The following is a 19,435-nucleotide window of genomic DNA, read 5'->3' on the forward strand; positions in this document are numbered from 1 at the left end:
GGGCCGGAAGCTAGGCGTCGCCGCTGCCCGCCTCAACGGGATTTCCCCGGCGGCCCCGGCCGGGCCGCGCCCGCCCCGTGGCACCATCGCCGGGTGAGCAGTACGAACAGTTCGAGCGGTACGCCCGGCCCCGTCGACCGGGCCTTCGAGCACGCCCTCTACGCCGACACCGACACCGCCCTCGACACCGGCGCCTCCCTCCTGGCCGCCGACCCCGCCGCGGACGCCGAACTCACCCGGCGCGGCGTGGAGTTCGTCGCGGCGGCCTGGCGGCGCGGCTGGCAGCCGACCGACGTCGTACGGCTGGTCCGCCGCGACCTGGACGACGTACACGTACGACTGCTCGCGGCGCTGATCCGCTCCCAGACACCGTACGACCGCCCCCGTGGCCCCCGCTGGACGGCACAGCTCGACGACCTGCCCGCCGAAGCCCCGCCCCGCACCGACCGCTTCTCGCACGCCACGGCCGTCCTGGAGCTGTACCGCCTCCTGCTGCGGCTGCCCGCGCTGGAGCCCTTGGACGAGCGGGCCGAGCCGCCGACCAGGCACCCCAAGCCCGAGTCCCGCATGCTCACCCGCATCCGCGCCCTGCTGGCGAAGGCGGAGGCGACGGGTTTCCCGCAGGAGGCGGAGGCGCTCACCGTCAAGGCGCAGGAGCTGATGGCCCGGCACAGCATCGACGAGGCGCTGCTGGACGCGCAGGCGCCGTCGCACGACGCGCCCGGCGCCTGCCGGATCGGTGTGGAACCGCCGTACGAGCAGGCGAAGGCCGTCCTGCTGGACGCGGTGGCGACCGTCAACCACTGCCGTGCCGTGTGGAACGAACCGTTCGCCTTCTCCACGGTCGTCGGTTTCGAGGCCGACCTGGAGGTGGTGGAACTCCTCTACACCTCGCTCCTCGTGCAGGCCCAGGCGGCGATGGCGAAGGCGGAGGCCGCCCAGCGCGCCGGCGGCCGCAAGCGGACCAAGACCTTCCGGCAGTCGTTCCTGGCGGCCTACGCCCACCGCGTCGGAACCCGGCTGCGGGCCGCCGCCGAGGCGCCGGTGAGCGACGACCTGCTCCCGGTCCTCGCCTCCCGTGAGGTCGCGGTCACCGGCCGGCTGGACCGCATGTTCCCGGAGACGACCACGACCCGCCTGCGCGGCATCAGCGACGAGGCGGGCTGGGTGGAGGGTGCCGAGGCGGCCGACCGGGCGCAGATGGCCCACCGCCGGCCGCTCGGCTGAACCGCGTCGGTCGCCTCGGCCGCCTGTCGCCTCAGTCGCCGGACTGCTGGAACCCGCTCACCGAGGCGTCCGGGGCCTGCCCGCCGCCGCTCTTCAGCGCGACAACGCCGTACGACCACGGGAAGCTGTGCGGCTCGGTGGACCCGGGCAGATAGATCTTCGCCGTGTCCACGGCGAGGCTCTTGCTGCCGCCCTTCCCTCCCCGGACATAGGTGAGGGTCAAGGAGGTGGAGGCCTCCTTGACCAGGGTCGTCTTCTTCGCCTCGGCGGCCTCGTCGGGCGCGACGGTGGTCGAGGTGCCGCCCGCGGAGAACTCGACGGCGGGCAGCCCGTCCAGGGTGCACTCGGCGCCGCTGCGGTTGGTGAGAGTGACGGGGACATTGCCGGTGTCCCCGGCGGCCGGGGCGGCGTTGGCGGGGCCGACCCGCACGGCCATCTCGCCGATCCGGCAGGCGGAGCCGGCCGCACTGTCCTTGCTGTCCTTGCTGTTGTCCTCGCTCCCGCCGTCGTCGCAGGCGGTCAGGAGGAGGGCCGCGGCGAGGGCGGCGACGGTGAGGGGAGTGGCGCGCATGGGTCCTCTTGGAGTTACGTCGGTGATCGGGCGGCAAGCACCGAACTGATCGGGCGGACGTTCAGTGATCAAACATCACGATCCCAGACCGGCCGTCGGCAGCCCCGTAGGCAGCTTCCCGCCCTGTGCCCTGGTGTACGTCTCCGCGCCGAGGCCGCCCTCCCAGTCCACCTTCAGCTGCGACTTGCCGACGGAGTCGACCATCCCGACCGCCCGGTCCTTGCTGCCGTCGGGGCACTTGAGGCGGATCATCCGCATCCCGTCCTGCTCACCGGCGGTCCCGCTGCACACGGTCCCGCCGGTCGCGAAGAGCCCGGCCTCGGTGCCGGTGACGACCAGCACGACCGCCTTGCCGTCGGTCGTGGCCAGCCAGCTGCCCTCCAGGTCACCGGAGGCCGACGCCGATCCTCCGGTCCCGCCGCCGGTGCCGGCACCGGTGGTCGCGGAAGCACTGGGGCCGGAGTCGTCCTTGGCGTCGGAATCGCCGTCGCCGCTGCACGCGGTCAGCGCGAGCGCACCCGCCAGGGACGCGGCCACGGCCACGACCCGCATCCGTCGGTTCGACATCGTGCGCGTACGCGAGAAATTCGCCGAGGTCACTGGAAGCTCCCAAGCTGTAGCGGTCGGCATACGGCCGAGCCGGCCCACCGGGCCGAAACGACCGCAGCAAGCTACCAGGGAGTCCCAGGACCTGCCGGACCTACCAGGAGGCCTTGCGTACCCCCGGCAGATACCCCGCATGCGCCTGCCCCCGCAGCGACACCCGGGACAGCCCGAACGCACGGAAGTACCCGCGCGGCCGCCCGTCCACCTGGTCCCGGTTGCGCACCCGGGTGGCGCTGGCGTCCCGCGGCTGCCTGCGCAGCTCACGCTGGGCGGCGAGCCGTTCGGCATCCGTGGACGACGGCCGACGGATGATCTCCTTCAGCTCGGCCCGCCGCTCGGCGTACCGGGCGACGACCTCCTGCCGCTGCTCGTTCTTAGCGATCTTGCTCTTCTTCGCCATCAGACCTTCACTCCCCGCGCGCGGATACGGGCGACGGCCGCCTCGACGCCGATGACGTCGACCGTCTTGATCCCCCTGGCGCTCAGCCGCAGCCGCACATACCGGCCCTCGCTCGGCAGCCAGTAGCGCTTGGTCTGGATGTTGGGGTCGAAGCGGCGGGAGGTCCGCCGATGGGAGTGGGAAATGGTGTTGCCGAAACCTGGCTGGGCGCCGGTCAGCATGCAGTGGGCGGACACGGGTGACGAACCTCTCCTCGGACTCGACTGTTAATGGAATTCATTTTCAGTAAGATACCAGCATGGCACGCAACGAACTCCGCCCGGTCATCAAGCTCCGGTCCACCGCCGGCACCGGCTACACCTACGTGACCCGCAAGAACCGCCGCAACGACCCGGACCGCATGACCCTGCGCAAGTACGACCCGGTCGCCGGCCGCCACGTCGACTTCCGAGAGGAGCGCTGACCACCGCCATGCGCAACGGAATCCACCCGCCCTACGGCCCCGTCGTCTTCCGCGACCGCGCCGCGAACCACGCCTTCCTGACCCGCTCCACCCTCGCCGGTGTGCCCACCGGCAAGACGATCGAGTGGGAGGACGGCAACACCTACCCGGTCGTCGACGTCGAGATCTCGAACGTCAGCCACCCCTTCTACACCGGCACGGCCCGCGTCCTGGACACCGCCGGCCGCGTGGAGCGCTTCGAGCGCCGGTACGGGAAGCAGGGCTGACGACGTGGCTGTGATGTCCGGGCTCTCCGTCGTGATCGTCGGCGGGCTGCACGCCGACGCCCGCAGGGCGGCCGTGGCGCAACTGCTCGCCGACGTCCCCGACAGCGTCGTACTCCACCACGACCTGGCGACGGCCACCGCCGGCACGGTCGTCCGCACGATCCGCGACGCCGCCGGAATCGTGACCGCCGGCGAGACGCCCCTCGTCAACGACTGCGCCTGCTGCGCCCTGCGCGAGGACCTGGTGCCGGAGCTGATCCGGCTCCGGGACACCGGCGGCACCCGTATGGCGATCGTCGAACTGTGGGACTCGGTCGAGCCCAAGGCCATGGCCGAGGTGGTCACGTCGGGCGGGCTCACGCTCACCGGCGTGATCACCGCGGTCGACCCGGCGCTGGTCCTGCCCTACCTGGGCAACGGCGACGACCTGGCCGAGCGGGGCCTGGCGGCCGCGCCGACCGACCAGCGCACGGTCGCCGACACCTTCGCGCGCCAGCTGGAGTACGCCCCCGTCCTCGCCATCACCGACTCCCAGGAGGCCGACGACGAGGACCGCGAGCTGCTCGCCCAACTCCACCCCACGGCGCGCCAGGTCCCGATCGCCCACAGCGACCCGGCGGACGCACCCGCCCCCGGGTCACCCACGGCCGCCGACGACCTGACGGTTCCGCCCCCTCGCCGCCGCCGGCTCTCCCCTCTCTCTCAGGCGGCCCTGGCCGGCTTCGACGTCGAGTCGGCCGCCGCCGCCCAGCACCCGGCGTGCGCCCTGCTCCCCGCCGAGGCCGACGCGCACGGGGTCGCCACCCTCGTCTGGCACCGCCGCCGCCCCTTCCACCCCGAGCGGCTGTACGAGGCGCTGGAGGACCTGACCTGCGCAGCCGCCCGCAGCCGGGGCCGCTTCTGGCTCGCCGACAAGCCCGACGTCCTGCTCCACTGGGACGCCGCAGGGGGCGCCCTGTGCGTGGAGAGCGCGGGTCCCTGGCTCGCCTCGCTGCCCGACGCGGCCTGGGACATGGTCCCGCCGGTCCGCCGGGCCGCCGCCGCGCTGGACTGGCACCCCGAGCACGGCGACTGCTGCCAGCACCTGGTCTTCACGTCCCCCGCCCTGGACCGCGACGGCCTGGAGCAACTCCTCGAATCCTGCCTCCTGACCGACGCCGAGTACGCCGCCGGCCGCGACGCCTGGAAACAACTCCCGCCCGCCTTCGACACCCTCCTGGAGGTCTGACTCCCCATGCCCCGCAAGCCCGAACGCAAGCCGGCCAAGAACCGCCCCAACCCCCTGGACCAGGCCAAGATCACCTACATCGACTACAAGGACACCGACCTCCTGCGGAAGTTCATCTCCGACCGCGGCAAGATCCGCAGCCGCCGCGTCACCCGAATCACGGCCCAGCAGCAGAAGCAGCTGGCCAGGGCCATCAAGAACGCAAGGGAAATGGCACTGCTCCCGTACGCGAGCCGCTGAGACCGCCCCACTCCTCAAACGCCGGACGGGCTGAACTGCACGGACCGGCGTTGAGGCCTGCCAGGGATGCTGCGCTCTCGTCCGCACCCCCGCGGCGCAGCACCCGCGTACGGCGGGAAGGGGACGTGCCGGGGGGTGTCCGCCCGCAGCGGCGGGCGTCAAGACACGGCACCTCTAGCCCAACGGCAACCGCCCGACCGAGGACGGACACCCTCCGGCACGGCCCCGACCCACCCACCGAACCGCACGCGCTACGCGCACCCCCACCCCACCCGCACAGGCCGCCGCAGGCACTCCCGCCCCACCGCCGAAGGCGTCCGCACGGGCCGCCGCAGGCATCCCCGCCCCCACTGCCGGCGGCCCCCGCACTCCGGCCAACTCCACCGCCCGGACTGCCACTTGAAATGTGGAACAAGAAGGCCGCGGAACGCGTCTGTTCCTAAGACACGAGGGATTCGATCCGGACGCCCCGCTCAGCCGATGCCCAGGACGACCATGAGCGGCGGCCGACAGACGCATGTGATGCGATCCCTGGGGCATGCGCTGGAACGCATGTAGGTCCGCGTACGTCACAGGAGTAACCGCAGGAACACCCCCCGTGCACGTGCATCTGCTCGCGCAGCTGCACGTGAACAGAGCTATGATCCGGGAGCAGTTGACCTCCGCACCACCACTGCACATCACTGCTCATCACTGCACCACCTCTCGCATCAATGGCCTCGAGCCACCGCACCACCGGGGAGCGACCTGTGGACCACGACGTGTACAACGGCATGGCAGCCACGGATCTGAACGGGGTGGCCTGGCAGAAGAGCAGGCACAGCAACTCGCAGGGCTCCTGTGTGGAGTTCGCGCGGCTGCCCGGCGGAGACGTGGCGGTACGCAACTCGCGCTTCCCGGACGGCCCGGCCCTCGTCTACACCCGCGCCGAGATCGAGGCGATGCTCCTCGGCGTCAAGGACGGCGAGTTCGACCACTTGGTCGTGGGCTGACGCCTGGCAGGTCAGGCCGCGCAACCAGGCACAACCGGCTGCAATCGCGGGTGCAACTCAGGACATTCGGCGCCAAGCACAGCAGCAACGCGCGTAGAACCGCGACAGGATCGAGCACCGCGGTTCATCAGTCCGCCGGCCCCGCCCCCGAGGCCGCCCCCGACACCGCCCCCGCGGCCTGCCCCGCCTGCAGCCGGAACAACGCCCAGACCACCTTCCCGCTCAGCGTCCCCGCCAGCGGATGCCACCCCCAGCTGTCACTGAAGGAGTCGACAAGGAACAATCCCCGCCCCGACTCCGCCGAGAAGTCGTCGGAATCGCGCGCGACCGGACTGTCATGGCTGGGATCGCGCACCGCGCACACCAGCCGCTCGGTCCACCGCATCAGATGCAGCCGCACGGGCGGCGCCTGCTCGGCTATTCGCTGTGCACCCGCCGGCAGCGCATGCCGCAGCGCATTGGTCACCAGCTCGGAGACCACGAGGCAGACGTCGTCGAAGCGATAGCCCAGTTCCCACTGGTCAAGGGTGCGGCGCGTGAACTGCCGTGCCTCGCGCACCGCTTCGTAGCGGGCGGGCAGAGCGCAGGAGGCGGCGTTGGAGACGGCTGCGGGATCCAGCGGCGGAAGGCCCTGCCGTAACGGCTCGAGCATGGTCGATCCATTCGTCCCCATGCGAGGCACTCCCGGGAGTTCGCGGTCGTTGCGATGCAGCGGTTGCGCGGGACCATGGTTTCCGATGCGCAGAGCAGATGCAAGGGCAGATGCACGTGCACGTGACCGAATTGGACGTTCCCGTACCGCTTGTTGGCCATTTTTTCCGCCAACTTCACTCCCTCTCCTTGCCTTCCGCTTACTCCTCCCTGAGAGGAATCCTTGTCTTCTTTCCTTCTCTGTAATCGGACGAGTACTGCTCGAAGTGATTTAGTGGCAGACTGCGGGCCCTGAAGACGGTTGGGGAGGCTGGCGAACGTGAGCGCGGGAGAGCCCGGATCGGTGGTGCGGCGCATGCTGCTCGGCTCGCAACTGAGGCGACTGCGGGAAGCGCGCGGGATCACGCGCGAGGCGGCGGGTTACTCGATCCGCGCCTCGGAGTCGAAGATCAGCCGGATGGAGCTGGGCCGGGTGAGCTTCAAGACGCGAGACGTCGAAGACCTGTTGACGCTGTACGGCATCACGGACGAGGTCGAGCGCAACTCGCTGCTCTCCCTGGCCCGCGAGGCCAACGTCGCGGGCTGGTGGCACAGTTACTCGGACGTGCTGCCCAGCTGGTTCCCCACCTATGTCGGCCTGGAGGGCGCGGCCAGCCTCATCCGCGCGTACGAAGTGCAGTTCGTGCACGGCCTGTTGCAGACCGAGGCGTACGCGCGCGCGGTCGTGCGGCGCGGTATGCAGGGCGCGAGCCAGGCCGACGTCGAGAAGCGGGTCGCGCTGCGCCTGGAGCGGCAGAAGTACCTCGTCTCCGAGAGCGCTCCCGAGTTCCACATCGTCCTGGACGAGGCCGCCCTGCGCCGTCCCTACGGCGACCGCGAGGTCATGCGCGGCCAGCTCCAGCATCTGATCGAGGTCTCCGAGCGCCCGAACGTGCGGCTGCAGATCATGCCGTTCAGCTTCGGCGGCCACTCCGGCGAGTCCGGTGCCTTCACCATCCTCAGCTTCCCCGAGTCCGACCTCTCGGACGTCGTCTACGTGGAACAGCTCACCAGCGCGCTCTACCTCGACAAGCACGAGGACGTCGCCCAGTACGAGAAGGCGCTCAAGGAGCTTCAGCAGGACAGTCCGGGGCCGGACGAGAGCCGTGACCTTCTCCGGGGACTCCTTCAACTCTCTTGAAACGCAAGTACGATGACGTGTGATCAGACCGTGAAGACGATCAAGGCGATCTAGCTTCCGCGATCAGTCGATCGGGTGTCCGCTAGGGATTGAGGGATCACATGTCGTCCTACTTCACCGACCTGGCTCAGCAGTACATCGACGGTGAGTGGCGCCCGGGTACAGGCTCCTGGGACATCATCGACTTCAACCCGTACGACGGCGAGAAGCTGGCGTCGATCACCATAGCCACGGTCGACGAGGTGGACGACGCCTACAAGGCGGCCGCCCGCGCCCAGAAGCAGTGGGCCGCGACCAATCCCTACGCCCGCCGTGCCGTCTTCGAGAAGGCGCTGCGCCTGATAGAGGACCGCGAGCAGGAGATCGCCGAGGCGATCATCGCCGAGCTCGGCGGCACCCGGCTGAAGGCGGCCTTCGAACTCCACCTCGCCAAGGAGTTCCTGCGCGAGGCGATCCACCTGGCGCTGCGCCCCGAGGGCAAGATCATCCCGTCGCCGACGGACGGCAAGGAGAACCGCGTCTACCGCGTTCCGGTGGGCGTCGTGGGCGTCATCAGCCCCTTCAACTTCCCCCTCCTGCTCTCCATCAAGTCGGTCGCCCCGGCCCTCGCGCTCGGCAACGGCGTGGTCCTCAAGCCGCACCAGAACACCCCGATCTGCGGTGGCTCCCTGGTCGCGAAGATCTTCGAGGACGCGGGCCTGCCCGCCGGTCTCCTCAACGTCGTCATCACGGACATCGCGGAGATCGGCGACGCCTTCATCGAGCACCCGATCCCGAAGGTCATCTCCTTCACCGGCTCCGACAAGGTCGGCCGTCACGTCGCTACCATCTGCGCCTCGCTCTTCAAGCGCTCGGTCCTCGAACTCGGCGGCAACAGCGCGCTGGTGGTCCTCGACGACGCCGACATCGACTACGCGGTCGACGCGGCGGTCTTCAGCCGGTACGTCCACCAGGGCCAGGTCTGCATGGCCGCGAACCGGGTCCTCGTGGACCGCTCGGTCGCGGACGAGTTCACCGAGAAGTTCGTCGCCAAGGTGAAGACCCTCAAGGCCGGCGACCCGCGCGACCCGCAGACCGTCATCGGCCCGGTCATCAACGCCTCCCAGGCGGAAGCGATCTCGGCCACGGTCGCGCAGGCGATCGCCGAGGGCGCGACGGCCCTGGTGCACGGCACGACGACGGACAACCTGGTCGAGCCCTCGGTCCTGACCGACGTCCCCGCCGACTCGGCCCTGCTCCAGCAGGAGGTCTTCGGCCCGGTCGCCTTCCTCATCCCGTTCGACGGCGAGGAGGAGGCCGTACGCCTCGTCAACGACACCCCGTACGGCCTGAGCGGCGCCGTCCACACCGGGAACATCGAGCGGGGCGTGAACTTCGCCAAGCAGATCGACACCGGCATGTTCCACGTGAACGACGGCACGGTCCACGACGAGCCGATCGTCCCCTTCGGCGGCGAGAAGCACTCCGGCCTCGGCCGCCTGAACGGCGAGACGATGCTGGACTCGTTCACGACGATCAAGTGGATCTCGGTGCAGCACGGCAGGAGCGGGTTCCCGTTCTGAGCGGGCCGCTTTGGTGCCGCGAGCAGACATGCCTCCAGGTGCACACTGGGCGCATGTCTGCTCTGTACGCCGAGCCCGGCTCGAAGCCGCCCGGGGCTGACCTCGGCCCCAGCCCGCCGCGGCCCTAACCTGGACCGCATGTCAGCGATCCGTCTCCTCGTGCTCGGCGCGGTCCGGCAGCACGGGCGGGCCCATGGGTACCAGGTGCGCAATGACCTGGAGTACTGGGGCGCGCACGAGTGGTCCAACGCCAAGCCCGGCTCGATCTACCACGCCCTGAAGCAGATGGCGAAGCAGGGGCTGCTGCACGCGCACGAGATCGCGCCGTCCACGGCGGGCGGCCCGCCGCGCGTGGAGTACGAACTCACGGACGCGGGCACCGAGGAGTACTTCGCACTCCTGCGGGAGGCGCTGGTCACGTACGACCAGCGGGGAGACGTGAAGACGGCGGCCCTCGGCTTCATGGTCGACCTGCCGAGGGCCGAAGCGGTGACGCTCCTGAAGGAGCGGACCCGGCGGATCGAGGAGTGGCGGGCCTCCGTAGTGGCCCACTACGTGCCCGAGGACGGGCCCGAGCAACTCGGCCACATCGGCGAGATCATGAACATGTGGGTCCACACGGCGGATTCCGAAGGTGAGTGGACCAGCGGGCTGATCGAGCGGCTCGAGCGGGGCGCTTACACGTTCACCGGCGAGGGCGACCCGTTCGTGGGCGTCCTGGCCGAGGATCAGGAGAACCCGTACGCGACGGGGGAGCGACATCCGGAGGATGGCCGCTAATCAAGTTTGACCAATCGAGTGCGGGGTATTAGCTTCGAGCTGCTAGTCAAGTTTGACTAGCAAGGGGGTCTCAGTGGCCGACACGGCGATCACCGTCGAAAAGGCACGCAAGAAGTACGGCGGCACAGCCGGCAGATACGCACTGGACGGGCTCGACCTCACGGTCGCGCGCGGCACCGTGCACGCAGTGCTCGGGCCGAACGGCGCGGGCAAGACGACCCTGGTCCGGATCCTGTCCACCCTCCTGCGGCCGGACAGCGGTCGCGTGGAAGTAGCGGGGCACGATGTCGTGCGCCAGGCGTATGACGTACGCCTGCGCATCGGGCTCCTCGGCCAGCACGCCGCCCTGGACGAGGAGCTGGGCGGCCACCAGAACCTGGAGATGTTCGGCCGCCTCTACCACCTGGGCGCCCGCCACGCGCGCGTGCGCGCCGCAGAGCTCCTGGAGCGCTTCGGCCTGGCCGACACCGGCCGCAAGCCGGTGAAGCAGTACAGCGGCGGCATGCGCCGGCGACTGGACCTGGCGGCCTCGCTCATCACCGACCCGGAGGTGCTCTTCCTGGACGAACCCACCACCGGCCTCGACCCGCGCGGCCGCGCCGAGGTCTGGTCCGCGGTCCGCTCCCTGGTCGGCGGCGGCACGACGGTCCTGCTCACCACCCAGTACCTGGAGGAGGCCGACCAGCTCGCCGACCGCATCTCGGTCGTCGACGCCGGCCGCGTCATCGCCGACGGCACGGCGGACGAGCTCAAGGCGCTGACCGGCGGAGACCGCATCGACGTCGTCCTGCGCGACGCCGGCCACCTGGGCGCGGCCGTCGCCCTGTTGCCCGTACCGAAGGACGACGTCTGCGTCGACCCCGACCGCCGCCTGCTCAGCGCCCCGGTCACCGACCGGATGGCGGCGCTCTCCGGCGTCGTACGGGCTCTGGAGGAGGCCGGAATCGAGGCGGAGGACGTGGCGCTGCGCCGGCCGACGCTGGACGAGGTGTTCCTGCACCTCACGGGAGACGACCGCCGAGTCAAGGAGCCCGCATGAGCATGAGCACCTACGCCCTGACCGACTCCTGGACCATGACCCGCCGCGAACTCGCCCACTGGGCGCGGCAACCCGTCCAGGTCGTGGTCAACCTGGTCTTCCCCGTGATGCTGCTGCTGATGTTCGGCTACCTCATCGGCGGCGGCCGGGGCGTCCAGGGCTCCTACGTCGACTATCTCGTCCCCGGCATGCTCGCGCTCACCATGGCCTTCGGCCTCGAGGGCACGATGATCGCCGTCACCCAGGACCTCAACAAGGGCGTGGTCGACCGCTTCCGGTCCATGCCCATGGCCAACGGGGCGGTGCTCGTGGGCCGTTCGGTCGCCGACATGCTCCAGTCGGCGCTGGCCCTGTTCGTCCTCATGGGCGTCGGGTACGCGCTCGGCTGGCGCGCGGACGGCGGCCTGGGCGCCTTCCTGGGCGCCGTAGGGCTTCTCCTGTTCTTCCGGTTCGCCATGCTGTGGATCGGCATCCACCTGGCGCTGGTGGCCGGCAAGCCGGAGATGGTGCAGGCGGTGCAGATCCTGGTCTGGCCGATCGGCTTCCTGTCCAACGCCCTCACCCTCCCCGGGACCATGCCCGGCTGGCTGGGCACGGTCGTCGAGTGGAACCCGATGTCGCACACGGCGACCGCCGTGCGGGACCTGTTCGGCGGTACGGGCACGGAGCACGTGGCGGCGGCGATCGTATGGCCGTTGGCGCTCCTGGCCGTGTTCTTCCCGTTGGCGGTACGGCGGTTCGCGCGCCTGAGCCGTTAGCAGCCGTCGGGGGCCGCCCCACGCTTTAGTGGTGGAAGCCGGTTGCCGCGCCCTTGTCCCGCGTCAGGGGCTGCGGCTGCCGGCGCAGCTCCGGCAGCAGCTGGCTCAGGTCCTCCACGAACAGCTCGGCGAGGTCGGCGGAGAAGCCGTTGCGGCAGACCACCCGCAGGACGGACAGGTCCTCGCGGTGCGGCGGGAAGGCGTACGCGGGGACCAGCCAGCCCTTCTCGCGCAGCCGCCGGGAGACGTCGAAGACGTCGTAGGCCGTCACGTCCGGCCGGGTCGTGAAGGCGAACACCGGGAGCTCGTCGCCCCGGGTCAGCAGCCGGAAGTCGTCGAGGGCCTCGACGCGTTCGGCGATGCCTCGGGCGACGTTCCTGGTGGTCTGTTGCACGGCCCGGTAACCCTCGCGGCCGAGGCGCAGGAAGGTGTAGTACTGCGCGACGACCTGGGCGCCGGGCCGGGAGAAGTTGAGCGCGAAGGTCGGCATGTCGCCGCCCAGGTAGTTGACGTGGAAGACGAGTTCCTCGGGCAGGGCCGCCTTGTCGCGCCACAGCGCCCAGCCGACACCGGGGTAGACCAGCCCGTACTTGTGCCCCGAGGTGTTGATGGAGACCACCCTCGGCAGCCGGAAGTCCCAGACCAGGTCCTCGTCCAGGAAGGGCGCGACCATGGCGCCGGACGCGCCGTCGACGTGCACCGGGATGTCGAGGCCGGTGCGTTCCTGGAGTTCGTCGAGGGCGGCGCACAGGTCGGCGATCGGCTCGTAGGAGCCGTCGAAGGTGGAGCCGAGGATGCCGACGACCCCGATGGTGTTCTCGTCGCACAGTGCGGCCGCCGCCTGCGGATCGAGGTGGAAGCGGTCGCCCTCCATGGGGACCTGCCGGGCCTCCACCTCCCAGAAGTTGCAGAACTTGTCCCAGCAGACCTGGACGTTGACGCCCATGACCAGATTGGGGCGGACGTCGTGGGCGGGGTAGCGGTCGGCGTTGCGCTGCGCCCAGCGCCGCTTGAGAGCCATCCCGGCGAGCATGCACGCCTCGCTCGACCCGGTCGTCGAACACCCCATGGCCGCCGAGGGGTCGGGGGCGTTCCACAGGTCGGCGAGCATCGCCACACAGCGCCGCTCCAACTCGGCGGTGCGCGGGTACTCGTCCTTGTCGATCATGTTCTTGTCCCGGCACTCGCCCATCAGGACCCCGGCCTGCGGCTCCATCCAGGTGGTGACGAAGGTGGCGAGATTGAGCCGGGAGTTGCCGTCCAGCATCAGCTCGTCGTGGACGAGCTGGTACGCCGTCGAGGGTGACAGGGGAGCGTCCGGCAGCCGGTGCTTGGGCGGGGCCTGCGTCATGCCGCCGACCGGATTCGCCTCCCCGTAGAAGGGGTTGACGGACAGCGGGCGCTCGTCGGGCTCCTCGGGGCCTTTGTGTAGCGGCATGGGCTTTCTCCTGAGTCTCCTGAAGGGGGTCGATGGGGGTCGGCGGGGGTCGGTGGGGGCAGCGGACCGGGGTTCCGTCGTCGCGCAGCTGCATCTGGGGGCGTCCGGTCACCAGCAGCCAGGCCGGCAGCGAGGCCATGCACAGCAGGGCGATGATCGTCGGTGAGGTGATGGCGAGGAGCATGCCCAGCACGCCGCAGGCGACGCCGACGGCGGGATGGACGGCGGGCACGAGGGCGTGGGCGCACAGCCCGAGGGCGGCGCCGACGAACACCTCGTCCAGCCCCTTGAAGAGCGTGAGATGGCCGCCCAGCGCGGCGAGCAGGCCCAGCAGCAGCCCGCCCACCGGCAGCGCCGCCATCGGATGCCCCAGCCGCGCGAACGCGCCGTGGACGTACGGGAAGGCGTGGACGGCGCACATGCCGAGCAGCGCGGCGGCGGACGCGATCACCAGAGCCGCCAGCAGATCGCCCCAACCGGGCCGGCCGAAAGCGGGCAGGTGCAGAGCGAAGCTCGGATGCGCCACCAGGGTGGTCGTCAGCGCGCCCGCGGCGGCGGCGACGAGCGGCGCGAAGACGTTGTCCCACAGCGCCCCCTTCAGCTGCCGCCCGGCCAGGGCCTCGGACAGGAGCAGCGCCGCCGCCACCGGCGTACCGAACAGGGCGCCGATCGTCGCCGCCTCCGCCGGCGCCGCCCACAGGCCGCCCGGCGCCCGGGGAACCAGCCGCCGGCTCAGCCAGAAGGCGAGCCCCACGTTCACGGCGATGATCGGGTTCTCGGGGCCGAGACTCGGCCCGCCGGCGAGCACCAGCGCAGTCGCCAGCACCAGCCCCGGCAGCACGGCGGGCGGCAGCACGGGCGCGTCAAGGCCGGTGGTGGCCGGGTCGGGTCCGGCATGCCCCGGCACCTTCCACACCACCAGCCCGACCGCCACGCCGGTCGCCGTGAGCATGACCAGCATCCACAGCGCGGAGTGCCGGCCCACCCCCAGCGCCTCCGGCAGGTTCCCCCACAGCACGTCCTGGAGCTCCTCGGCCGCCACGCTCACCCCGAGGAGGAGCAGACTCGCGCCCGTGCCCGCCACGAGAGCGGGGAGGATCAACGGCAGCAGCGCGCGGGCCGGGGTCGCCGGGGCGGCGGCGGGTAACTGCTGCACGGTGTCCTGGGCCACGGGCTCACGATAAACGGGCAAAACGGGCGCGACACCCGGAGGGAAAACGGGCTTGCACCTCACGTCGCGTGAGGACGCACCGTGGAGTGCGTACCGAGAAGGGAGCGGAAGTGAGCTACTCCGTGGGACAGGTCGCCGGCTTCGCCGGAGTGACGGTGCGCACCCTGCACCACTACGACGACATCGGCCTGCTCGCACCCGGCGAGCGCAGCCACGCGGGCCACCGGCGCTACAGCGACGCCGACCTCGACCGGCTGCAGCAGATCCTGTTCTACCGCGAGCTCGGCTTCCCGCTCGAGGAGGTCGCCGCCCTGCTCGACGACCCGGACGCGGACCCGCGCGCACACCTGCGCCGGCAGCACGAGCTGCTGACCGCCCGGATCGAGAAGCTGCAGAAGATGGCGGCGGCCGTGGAGCACGCCATGGAGGCACGCAAGATGGGGATCAATCTGACGCCGGAGGAGAAGTTCGAGGTGTTCGGGGACTTCGACCCGGACCAGTACGAGGACGAGGTGCAGGAGCGCTGGGGCGACACCGATGCCTATCGGCAGTCGCAGCAGCGGACGGCCTCGTACACCAAGGAGGACTGGCTGCGGATCCAGCGCGAGGCCGACGAGCTCACCCGGCGTTTTGTGGCGCTTATGGAGGCCGGTGAGCCGGCGGACTCCGAGGCGGCCATGGACGCCGCCGAGGAGCACCGCCAGGGGATCTCCCGCAATCACTACGACTGCGGGTACGAGATGCACGCCTGTCTCGGCGAGATGTATGTCGCGGACGAGCGGTTCACCCGGAACATCGACAAGGCCAAGCCCGGTCTCGCGGCCTACCTGAAGGACGCGATCCTCGCCAACGCGGCCCGTCACACCTCGTGATACCTGGCCCGGGAGCCCTATGGGCCTACGGCCTACTCCCGGGCCAGGACCACCGCGGTCCCGTAGGCGCACACCTCGGTGCCCACGTCCGCGGCCTCCGAGACATCGAAGCGGAACGCCAGCACGGCATTCGCCCCACGCGCGCGTGCCTGCTCGACGAGCCGCTGCATGGCCTGGTTACGGGTCTCCACGAGGGTCTTGGTGAGCCCCTTGAGCTCACCGCCGACCAACGACTTCAGCCCGGCGCCGATCTGACTGCCGAGGTGCCGCGAGCGCACCGTCAGTCCGAAGACCTCGCCGAGAACCTCGGTGACCCGGTAACCGGGAATGTCATTGGTGGTCACTACCAGGACGTCGGGCTGGGGTCCCTGCCCGCCGCCGTACTCTTCGATGCCCATGAATCACAGCTTTGTCCCAGCAGGGGCACAGTGCATCCTGAGGGGGTCCATGGAACCTGGGCGGCCAGTGCAGCGTTGATACTTTGAGCAGCCAGCCTCAGCCAGCCTCAGCCAGCCCGCCCCCACCCCGCAGGAGCCACAATCCCGTGACCACGCTTGCGCTCGGCCCCGAGTGGCTCGACCCGAACTACCTGATCGAGACCTTCAGCCTCCCCGGCATCCTGCTGATCGTCTTCGCCGAGTCCGGTCTCTTCGCGTTCCTGCCCGGTGATTCGCTGCTGTTCACGGCGGGCCTCTTCGTGGCCCAGGGGCAGTACATCAGCCAGCCCCTGTGGCTGGTCTGCACCCTCATCGTCCTGGCCGCCGTCATCGGCGACCAAGTCGGCTACATGATCGGCAAGTTCCTGGGCCCGAAGCTCTTCAACCGCCCCAACTCCAAGCTCTTCAAACAGGAGAACCTGGACAAGGCGCACGAGTTCATGGAGAAGTACGGCCCCAAGGCGATCGTCCTCGCCCGCTTCGTCCCGATCGTGCGCACCTTCGCCCCCATCGTGGCGGGCGCCGGCCGCATGCAGTACCGCACGTTCCTCACGTACAACGTCATCGGCGGCGTCGCCTGGGGCACCGGCGTCACCCTCGCGGGCTACTGGCTCGGCCAGATCGACTTCATCAACAAGAACGTCGAGGCGATCCTCGTCCTCATCGTGTTCGTCTCCGTGGTCCCGATCATCATCGAGTACCTGCGGGAGCGCTCCAAGAAGAAGCGCGCGGCCGCGCAGGCTCCCGCCGCACGGACCCAGCAGGCCCCGCCGATGGACGACGCCACGACCCAGCTCCGCCGCATCCCGTCGGACGACCAGCCCCAGCAGCCGTACGGCGACCAAGGCCAGCAGCAGTACGGCAACAACCAGGGCCAGCAGCCGTATGGCGACCAGGGCCAGCAGCAGTACGGCAACAACCAGGGCCAGCAGCCGTATGGCGACCAGGGCCAGCAGCAGTACGGCAACAACCAGGGCCAGCAGCCGTATGGCGACCAGGGCCAGCAGCAGTACGGCTACGACCAGCAGTACTACGACCAGCAGCCCCAGCAGCCGTACGCCCAGCAGTACCCCCAGGGCTACGGCCGGCAGAACCAGCAGTACCCGCCGAATCAGGGCTACTGAAGCGCTCTCAAGGGGCGCGGGGCTGTATCGATATGCGGCTCCGCCGCGTGGGCGCGACAAGCCACACACAACCTGCGGCCGCCGTCGGTCACAAGCCCCCGAGCTACTAGGCACCCGGCGCTCAGAATCCCCGCGTCCGCTTGGCAGCCCGCCGCTTCTCGGGCGACCCGATCCGCAAGAACAACCGCGAGATCTCAGACCCGAGGTTCACCCCAATAGCGATGGCCATGGCCAAAGAAGCCGCCGTGGCCAACGAAACAAGCCCCGCATCCACCTTGTTCTGAGCGATCGACAACAGCCCGAAATACGTGGCGGACCCTGGCAACAGGGGCCCGATCGCCGCGGTGGTGTACGGCAACGCCGACGCGAACCGATACCGCGCCATCAGCTGCCCGAACAACCCCACCAACCCCGCCGCAACGGCCGTAGAGGCAACCGGCGACAGCTCACCGGCGTAGTGCAGCGCGCCGTACACGACCCAGGCGACGCCGCCGTTGAGGGTCACGGCCAGCACGGTGGACCGTTCCTGCTGGAGCAGCACCGCGAAGGTCAGCGACAGCAGCATCGACGCGCCGATCTGCCAGTACGGCCGCTCGGAGATGTTCAGCAGCGCGTCGGGGTCGGGGCCGGCGCCCAGGTTCACGCCGAGGTACAGGATCACCAGCACACCGACGACGATGCCGACGAAGAAGTACATGACCTCCAGCAGGCGCGCGGCCGCGGTGATGTAGAAGCCGGTCAGCCCGTCCTGCACGCCCGCGACGAGCGCCCGTCCGGGCAGCAGCGCGAACAGTCCACCGGTGATGACCGCGGAGGCCTTCACGTCGACGTGCGCCAGCGTCAGCGCGACCCCGATCGCAGCCGGCGGCATCGCGGCCACCGTGAACTGGTAGAACTCCGGCAGCCCGCGCCCCGCGCACAGCCACGCCAGCCGGTCGCCGAGCATCGCGCCCAGCATGGCCGCGATGAAGACGATCACGTCACCGCCGACCAGCACGGAGGCCGCCCCCGCGAGCAGCCCGCTCGCTCCGGTCAGCACCCAGGTCGGGTACGGGTGCCGGTTGCGGCGCATCTCCGCGAGGCGCCCGTAGGCCTCCTCCAGGGAGATGTGGCTCTCCGGGTCGCTGAGGTCGTCGACGAGCTGGTACACGGCGGCCAGGCGCGTGTAGTCGGTGCCGCGCCGCCGCACCGTGCGGGACGCCGACACCGGATCGTCCACCAGCGACGGCTGGTACGAGATCGACAGCAGGGTGAAGGTGACGTTCGGCTCGCAGCGGTCCAGGCCGTAGGACCGGCAGACCGCGAACATCGCCGCCTCGACGTCCTCCGCGCCCTCACCGCCCGCCAGCAGCAGCTCGCCGATACGCAGGGTCAGGTCGAGCACGCGCGGGACGGCCGGACCCTCCTCCTCCGCCTTCGGCATCCGCTCCGGCGCGGGCCGCTCGGCCACCGGCATGCGCAGCATCGTCCGCATCCGGTCCTGCCAGGGCAGGTCCTTGGTCAGGCTGATCTTCGGTATGCCGGTCGCGGGCGTGAACGCGGGTGAGGCGTCCTCGACGCTGTAGAGGCTCGGCGTGCTGAACGCCGAGCGCTCCGGTTCCGGGGACGGCGACTGCGGTACGCCCAGCCCCTTGGGGAGGGCGAACTCGGACGTCGTCTCCGACTCGCTGTCCCCTACCTCCACACCGGCGGGTGGCGTGAAGGCCATCCTCGCCTCGTCCGACTGCGGCTTGCGGTCCTCCACGTCCGTCACGTGCGTAGCACTCCCTGTACGACACCCTCCTGCCGCACTCAGTATGCGCACAGACACGCGAATGGGCTGCACGCGCACGCGTGCAGCCCATTCACTTGGCTGGAAGCCAACTGGTGCCTCAGTGGCCGCCCTGGTCCTTGAAGCGCTTGTAGGACCGCTCGATCTCGGCCTCGGCCTCGGTGCGGCCCACCCAGTCGGCGCCCTCGACGGACTTGCCGGGCTCCAGGTCCTTGTAGACCTCGAAGAAGTGCTGGATCTCCAGGCGGTCGAACTCGGAGACGTGGTGGATGTCACGCAGGTGCTCCTGGCGCGGGTCCGTCGCCGGCACGCACAGCAGCTTGTCGTCGCCGCCGGCCTCGTCCGTCATCCGGAACATGCCGATCGCGCGGCACTTGATGAGGCAGCCCGGGAACGTCGGCTCGTCCAGGATGACCAGCGCGTCCAGCGGGTCGCCGTCCTCGCCGAGGGTGTTCTCGACGAAGCCGTAGTCGGTCGGGTAGGCGGTCGAGGTGAAGAGGCGACGGTCCAGGCGGATCCGACCGGTCTCGTGGTCCACCTCGTACTTGTTCCGCGAACCCTTCGGAATCTCGATCGTGACGTCGAACTCCACCGGTGGCTCCTCCATGATCAACACATAGTTCTGGTGGTTAAGTGTCCCTCACGCAGGTGTGTGATCG

Annotated in this window: 22 protein-coding genes and 1 pseudogene; 13 read left to right on the forward strand and 10 right to left on the reverse strand. The window is 70.1% G+C overall.

Annotated features, from left to right (window positions below; translation table 11 throughout):
* The first annotated feature begins 93 nt into the window (after positions 1-93).
* Positions 94-1,227: a DUF2786 domain-containing protein gene (locus PBV52_RS27285; protein ID WP_274241719.1), complete on the forward strand. Its 1,134-nt coding sequence runs from the start codon at positions 94-96 to the stop codon at positions 1,225-1,227.
* 31 nt (positions 1,228-1,258) lie between these two features.
* On the opposite strand, the gene PBV52_RS27290 is transcribed toward PBV52_RS27285, so the two are convergent.
* The 4 genes from PBV52_RS27290 to rpmB form a co-directional block, all read right to left on the reverse strand.
* Positions 1,259-1,798 carry a DUF4232 domain-containing protein gene (locus PBV52_RS27290; RefSeq protein ID WP_274241720.1) on the reverse strand — a complete coding sequence of 180 codons (540 nt, stop codon included), beginning with the start codon at positions 1,796-1,798 and terminating at the stop codon, positions 1,259-1,261.
* Between the two features lie 75 nt (positions 1,799-1,873).
* Entirely contained in the window at positions 1,874-2,350 is a 477-nt protein-coding gene (locus tag PBV52_RS27295; protein ID WP_274249606.1) for a hypothetical protein, read from the reverse strand.
* Positions 2,351-2,498: 148 nt separating this feature from the next.
* The gene (rpsN, locus tag PBV52_RS27300; RefSeq protein ID WP_062700616.1) at positions 2,499-2,804 is read right to left on the reverse strand and encodes a 30S ribosomal protein S14; all 306 of its coding nucleotides are present in this window, start codon (positions 2,802-2,804) and stop codon (positions 2,499-2,501) included.
* On the reverse strand, positions 2,804-3,040 hold the full coding sequence (gene rpmB, locus PBV52_RS27305) for a 50S ribosomal protein L28 (RefSeq protein WP_031482567.1): 237 nt from the start codon (positions 3,038-3,040) through the stop codon (positions 2,804-2,806). Before rpmB ends, rpsN begins: the two co-directional genes overlap by 1 nt.
* 62 nt (positions 3,041-3,102) lie before the next feature.
* Between rpmB and rpmG the strand changes: the two genes are divergently transcribed.
* The 5 genes from rpmG (at position 3,103) to PBV52_RS27330 (ending at position 5,993) form a co-directional block, all read left to right on the forward strand.
* Complete coding sequence (gene rpmG, locus PBV52_RS27310) at positions 3,103-3,267, forward strand: 50S ribosomal protein L33 (protein ID WP_030573688.1); 165 nt, start codon at positions 3,103-3,105, stop codon at positions 3,265-3,267.
* Positions 3,268-3,275: 8 nt separating this feature from the next.
* Positions 3,276-3,533, forward strand: a complete 258-nt coding sequence (locus tag PBV52_RS27315; RefSeq protein ID WP_274241727.1) for a type B 50S ribosomal protein L31 — start codon at positions 3,276-3,278, stop codon at positions 3,531-3,533.
* Positions 3,534-3,546: 13 nt separating this feature from the next.
* Positions 3,547-4,761 (forward strand): GTP-binding protein, encoded by a 1,215-nt coding sequence (locus PBV52_RS27320; protein ID WP_274249608.1) that lies wholly within the window; start codon positions 3,547-3,549, stop codon positions 4,759-4,761.
* Between the two features lie 6 nt (positions 4,762-4,767).
* Positions 4,768-5,001 carry a 30S ribosomal protein S18 gene (rpsR, locus tag PBV52_RS27325; RefSeq protein ID WP_274241729.1) on the forward strand — a complete coding sequence of 78 codons (234 nt, stop codon included), beginning with the start codon at positions 4,768-4,770 and terminating at the stop codon, positions 4,999-5,001.
* A gap of 713 nt (positions 5,002-5,714) precedes the next feature.
* A complete protein-coding gene (locus PBV52_RS27330) occupies positions 5,715-5,993 on the forward strand; it encodes a DUF397 domain-containing protein (protein WP_274241730.1) in 279 nt (92 codons plus the stop codon).
* 127 nt (positions 5,994-6,120) lie between these two features.
* On the opposite strand, the gene PBV52_RS27335 is transcribed toward PBV52_RS27330, so the two are convergent.
* A complete protein-coding gene (locus tag PBV52_RS27335) occupies positions 6,121-6,666 on the reverse strand; it encodes an ATP-binding protein (RefSeq protein WP_373921910.1) in 546 nt (181 codons plus the stop codon).
* A 333-nt stretch (positions 6,667-6,999) separates the two neighbouring features.
* Here PBV52_RS27335 and PBV52_RS27340 point away from each other — a divergent pair, with 333 nt between their 5' ends.
* From PBV52_RS27340 to PBV52_RS27360, 5 genes are all read left to right on the forward strand, one after another.
* On the forward strand, positions 7,000-7,824 hold the full coding sequence (locus PBV52_RS27340) for a helix-turn-helix transcriptional regulator (protein ID WP_274249610.1): 825 nt from the start codon (positions 7,000-7,002) through the stop codon (positions 7,822-7,824).
* 101 nt (positions 7,825-7,925) lie between these two features.
* Positions 7,926-9,386: an aldehyde dehydrogenase family protein gene (locus PBV52_RS27345; RefSeq protein WP_274241732.1), complete on the forward strand. Its 1,461-nt coding sequence runs from the start codon at positions 7,926-7,928 to the stop codon at positions 9,384-9,386.
* A gap of 138 nt (positions 9,387-9,524) precedes the next feature.
* On the forward strand, positions 9,525-10,166 hold the full coding sequence (locus tag PBV52_RS27350) for a PadR family transcriptional regulator (protein WP_167517978.1): 642 nt from the start codon (positions 9,525-9,527) through the stop codon (positions 10,164-10,166).
* A 73-nt stretch (positions 10,167-10,239) separates the two neighbouring features.
* Positions 10,240-11,205 carry an ATP-binding cassette domain-containing protein gene (locus PBV52_RS27355; protein ID WP_274241733.1) on the forward strand — a complete coding sequence of 322 codons (966 nt, stop codon included), beginning with the start codon at positions 10,240-10,242 and terminating at the stop codon, positions 11,203-11,205.
* A gap of 2 nt (positions 11,206-11,207) precedes the next feature.
* A complete protein-coding gene (locus tag PBV52_RS27360) occupies positions 11,208-11,963 on the forward strand; it encodes an ABC transporter permease (protein WP_274249612.1) in 756 nt (251 codons plus the stop codon).
* Between the two features lie 25 nt (positions 11,964-11,988).
* On the opposite strand, the gene PBV52_RS27365 is transcribed toward PBV52_RS27360, so the two are convergent.
* Positions 11,989-13,401: a glutamate decarboxylase gene (locus PBV52_RS27365; protein ID WP_274241735.1), complete on the reverse strand. Its 1,413-nt coding sequence runs from the start codon at positions 13,399-13,401 to the stop codon at positions 11,989-11,991.
* Positions 13,402-13,462: 61 nt separating this feature from the next.
* Positions 13,463-14,572 (reverse strand): annotated as a pseudogene (locus PBV52_RS27370) (ion channel protein); the annotation flags it as partial.
* Between the two features lie 110 nt (positions 14,573-14,682).
* Between PBV52_RS27370 and PBV52_RS27375 the strand changes: the two are divergent.
* Positions 14,683-15,444 (forward strand): MerR family transcriptional regulator, encoded by a 762-nt coding sequence (locus PBV52_RS27375; RefSeq protein WP_274241736.1) that lies wholly within the window; start codon positions 14,683-14,685, stop codon positions 15,442-15,444.
* A 32-nt stretch (positions 15,445-15,476) separates the two neighbouring features.
* Here the strand turns inward: PBV52_RS27375 and PBV52_RS27380 are convergent, their stop codons facing one another.
* Positions 15,477-15,842, reverse strand: coding sequence for a YbjQ family protein (locus PBV52_RS27380; RefSeq protein ID WP_274241737.1), 366 nt, complete (start codon positions 15,840-15,842; stop codon positions 15,477-15,479).
* A 146-nt stretch (positions 15,843-15,988) separates the two neighbouring features.
* Here PBV52_RS27380 and PBV52_RS27385 point away from each other — a divergent pair, with 146 nt between their 5' ends.
* The gene (locus tag PBV52_RS27385) at positions 15,989-17,005 is read left to right on the forward strand and encodes a DedA family protein (RefSeq protein WP_274241738.1); all 1,017 of its coding nucleotides are present in this window, start codon (positions 15,989-15,991) and stop codon (positions 17,003-17,005) included.
* Between the two features lie 121 nt (positions 17,006-17,126).
* Here PBV52_RS27385 and PBV52_RS27390 read toward each other — a convergent pair whose 3' ends face one another.
* Positions 17,127-18,758, reverse strand: a complete 1,632-nt coding sequence (locus PBV52_RS27390) for a threonine/serine exporter ThrE family protein (protein ID WP_274241740.1) — start codon at positions 18,756-18,758, stop codon at positions 17,127-17,129.
* 118 nt (positions 18,759-18,876) lie between these two features.
* The gene (locus PBV52_RS27395) at positions 18,877-19,368 is read right to left on the reverse strand and encodes an inorganic diphosphatase (RefSeq protein ID WP_015658794.1); all 492 of its coding nucleotides are present in this window, start codon (positions 19,366-19,368) and stop codon (positions 18,877-18,879) included.
* Positions 19,369-19,435: the final 67 nt, after the last annotated feature.

The sequence above is a fragment of the Streptomyces sp. T12 genome (genome assembly GCF_028736035.1).
Lineage (GTDB): Bacteria > Actinomycetota > Actinomycetes > Streptomycetales > Streptomycetaceae > Streptomyces.

Bases quoted from the DNA above. Each gene is read 5' to 3' on its own strand.
- PBV52_RS27350 (WP_167517978.1), top strand. From the start codon at position 9,525: ATGTCAGCGATCCGTCTCCTCGTGCTCGGCGCGGTCCGGCAGCACGGG.
- PBV52_RS27295 (WP_274249606.1), bottom strand. From the start codon at position 2,350: ATGCGGGTCGTGGCCGTGGCCGCGTCCCTGGCGGGTGCGCTCGCGCTG.
- rpsR (WP_274241729.1), top strand. From the start codon at position 4,768: ATGCCCCGCAAGCCCGAACGCAAGCCGGCCAAGAACCGCCCCAACCCC.
- PBV52_RS27360 (WP_274249612.1), top strand. From the start codon at position 11,208: ATGAGCACCTACGCCCTGACCGACTCCTGGACCATGACCCGCCGCGAA.
- PBV52_RS27345 (WP_274241732.1), top strand. From the start codon at position 7,926: ATGTCGTCCTACTTCACCGACCTGGCTCAGCAGTACATCGACGGTGAG.
- PBV52_RS27380 (WP_274241737.1), bottom strand. From the start codon at position 15,842: ATGGGCATCGAAGAGTACGGCGGCGGGCAGGGACCCCAGCCCGACGTC.
- PBV52_RS27290 (WP_274241720.1), bottom strand. From the start codon at position 1,798: ATGCGCGCCACTCCCCTCACCGTCGCCGCCCTCGCCGCGGCCCTCCTC.
- PBV52_RS27335 (WP_373921910.1), bottom strand. From the start codon at position 6,666: ATGGGGACGAATGGATCGACCATGCTCGAGCCGTTACGGCAGGGCCTT.
- PBV52_RS27340 (WP_274249610.1), top strand. From the start codon at position 7,000: ATGCTGCTCGGCTCGCAACTGAGGCGACTGCGGGAAGCGCGCGGGATC.
- PBV52_RS27315 (WP_274241727.1), top strand. From the start codon at position 3,276: ATGCGCAACGGAATCCACCCGCCCTACGGCCCCGTCGTCTTCCGCGAC.
- PBV52_RS27365 (WP_274241735.1), bottom strand. From the start codon at position 13,401: ATGCCGCTACACAAAGGCCCCGAGGAGCCCGACGAGCGCCCGCTGTCC.
- PBV52_RS27330 (WP_274241730.1), top strand. From the start codon at position 5,715: ATGGCCTCGAGCCACCGCACCACCGGGGAGCGACCTGTGGACCACGAC.
- rpsN (WP_062700616.1), bottom strand. From the start codon at position 2,804: ATGGCGAAGAAGAGCAAGATCGCTAAGAACGAGCAGCGGCAGGAGGTC.
- rpmG (WP_030573688.1), top strand. From the start codon at position 3,103: ATGGCACGCAACGAACTCCGCCCGGTCATCAAGCTCCGGTCCACCGCC.
- PBV52_RS27320 (WP_274249608.1), top strand. From the start codon at position 3,547: ATGTCCGGGCTCTCCGTCGTGATCGTCGGCGGGCTGCACGCCGACGCC.